This is a genomic window from Pseudoalteromonas luteoviolacea NCIMB 1942 (assembly GCF_001625595.1).
GTDB classification, from domain to species: Bacteria; Pseudomonadota; Gammaproteobacteria; order Enterobacterales; family Alteromonadaceae; genus Pseudoalteromonas; species Pseudoalteromonas luteoviolacea_A.
Genome location: NZ_AUXT01000142.1, coordinates 1 through 1,673, shown reverse-complemented (window position 1 = coordinate 1,673; position 1,673 = coordinate 1). Strand labels below are relative to the sequence as shown.

At 41.1% G+C, this 1,673-nt stretch carries 2 protein-coding genes; both read right to left on the bottom strand.

Features of this window, described 5'->3' with window-relative positions; all coding sequences use genetic code 11:
* Window positions 1-298: 298 nt before the first annotated feature.
* Entirely contained in the window at window positions 299-1,315 is a 1,017-nt protein-coding gene (gene ltaE, locus N482_RS07295; protein ID WP_063376408.1) for a low-specificity L-threonine aldolase, read from the bottom strand.
* Window positions 1,316-1,425: 110 nt separating this feature from the next.
* Window positions 1,426-1,581 (bottom strand): hypothetical protein, encoded by a 156-nt coding sequence (locus N482_RS24750; protein ID WP_155730537.1) that lies wholly within the window; start codon window positions 1,579-1,581, stop codon window positions 1,426-1,428.
* Window positions 1,582-1,673: the final 92 nt, after the last annotated feature.

The following is a 1,673-nucleotide window of genomic DNA, read 5'->3' as shown; positions in this document are numbered from 1 at the left end:
TGTTTATCTCAGTTAGCGATTTATTTTGAAGGGCGTTTAGATAGCGTGCTTGATATTTAACTTTTTAAGCTGACACAGAATTTTGAACGCCCTCCACAAATTTCAAACGCCGAAATATACAACAAAATGCAGCTTTTCTCAACATTAGTATTAACAATTATTTACACTTTGAGGGGCTTAAATTGAGGATAACACACCAATAGCCCCTCTATAAAAGACAGTAAACTCTTGAACATAGGTTTCTTTTGGCAGGTAAAAACCCAACAGTAAGCTAATGGGTGTTGGGCTACTTCAAACCTCAACGCATAAAATATTCTTTTGCTTTATCAATGAATACATCGATATCATTGCGGCAAACTCCAGAATGGGTCACTAAGCGCATGCCCTGATAGCCCGGTGTTATGTTAATATCTTGTTTAAACATCGTCTTAGCAAAGTCGTTGATTTTTAAGTCTTCGTTTACATCGAGAAATACTAAATTGGTCTGCACTTGGTAAGCGCTGCTGTCAAACCCAGGTAATTCGTTTACTCTTTGCGCCAAATATTTTGCATTGGCGTGATCTTCAGCTAAGCGTTCAACATTGTTTTTTAGCGCATATAAGCCTGCCGCTGCCAATATCCCCGCTTGTCTCATACCGCCACCCAACATTTTCCTGATCCTGCGGGCTTTAGCGATCAATTCTTCATCTCCCAACAGCAAAGACCCGACGGGCGCCCCAAGACCTTTAGACAAGCACACGGTCATAGAGTCAAAATGTTTGCTTATTTCTTTGATATCCACTCCCAAGGCGACTTTAGCGTTATAAACTCTTGCGCCATCTAAGTGGAGTTTTAGCGCATACTTTTTAGTAAAAGCACGAGCTGCCTCTAAATAATCAAGATCTAGCACCTTACCCCCTATCGTATTTTCCAAGCTCAGCATTTTGGTTTTTGCAAAGTGAAAATCATTGGGTTTAATTGCTGCTTGAACTTTCTCTAAACAAATACGACCATCGGGCTCATTCTCTATTGGCTGAGGTTGAACGGAGCCTAATACCGCAGCGCCACCCGCTTCATATCGATAGTTGTGCGCACTTTGCCCACATATATATTCATCTCCTCGCTCGCAATGCGCCATAATTGCGAGTAGGTTTGCCTGTGTTCCTGACGTGACGAAAAGCGCAGCATCAAAACCATGTATTGCTGCACTATAGTGTTCTAATTCATTTACAGTTGGATCATCTCCATACACATCATCGCCAACCATGGCATTACTCATTAATCGGCGCATGTTTTTGCAAGGCTGAGTAACCGTATCAGAGCGTAAGTCGATCATAAAACTTCCTTAAATTTTCAGGGAACTTCACAATATATATGGGCTAAGTACACAAAACAAAATACCGCGAAGCCCCTCCCCATTCATTGTTTATACTAAAATTAAATATTCTACTTTTCTGCAATACCAAATTGCTTGTTAAGCGCTGGGCAAGCTACCTTTCTCGCTTTCATATGGTTTTGATAGTCTTCCTGAAAATTTACGGGAATACCATCCATTTCTATCATGTTTTCAATTCCTGATGGTGTGTAGAAAATTAACATCATGACGTCCTGCTCAGTGTCATTTCGAAACCCTCTTATAGCGCCCTCAGGACAAAATATAAATGCCCCTTCAGGTCAGGGCGGGATCACACTTT

Excerpts from the sequence above, each read along its gene's own strand:
- N482_RS24750 (WP_155730537.1), bottom strand. The coding sequence starts at position 1,581 with ATGATGTTAATTTTCTACACACCATCAGGAATTGAAAACATGATAGAA.
- ltaE (WP_063376408.1), bottom strand. The coding sequence starts at position 1,315 with ATGATCGACTTACGCTCTGATACGGTTACTCAGCCTTGCAAAAACATG.